The organism is Candidatus Thiosymbion oneisti, from assembly GCF_004359955.1.
GTDB classification, from domain to species: domain Bacteria; phylum Pseudomonadota; class Gammaproteobacteria; order Chromatiales; family Chromatiaceae; genus Thiosymbion; species Thiosymbion oneisti.
Map to the genome: position 1 here is coordinate 1 of NZ_SMSC01000208.1, position 240 is coordinate 240.

Annotated in this window: 1 protein-coding gene; it reads left to right on the forward strand. The window is 62.5% G+C overall.

Annotated elements, in window-relative coordinates:
* Positions 1-240: transposase (locus E1958_RS20710; RefSeq protein WP_481752907.1), on the forward strand; the 240-nt coding region annotated here is incomplete at both ends.

The window sequence follows — 240 nt, forward strand, 5'->3', positions numbered from 1 at the left end:
CGGCTGGAACGCGAGTGCCGGCGCAACCTGGAGTTGAGCTGGTTGCGGGAGGGGTTAGTCCCGAGCTACCGCACCAGCGCTGAGTTTTGGCGAGTAAACGGAAACGCCCTGCGCGCGGCGAACCGTGATTTCGTCGTGCTGTGCCAAGAGCTGGAGCTGGTGGGCAGAGAAACGATCGGCATCGACGGCTCGTTTTTCCCTGCCAGTGCCCGTGATGCCAGTATCACGACGAAGAAGGGC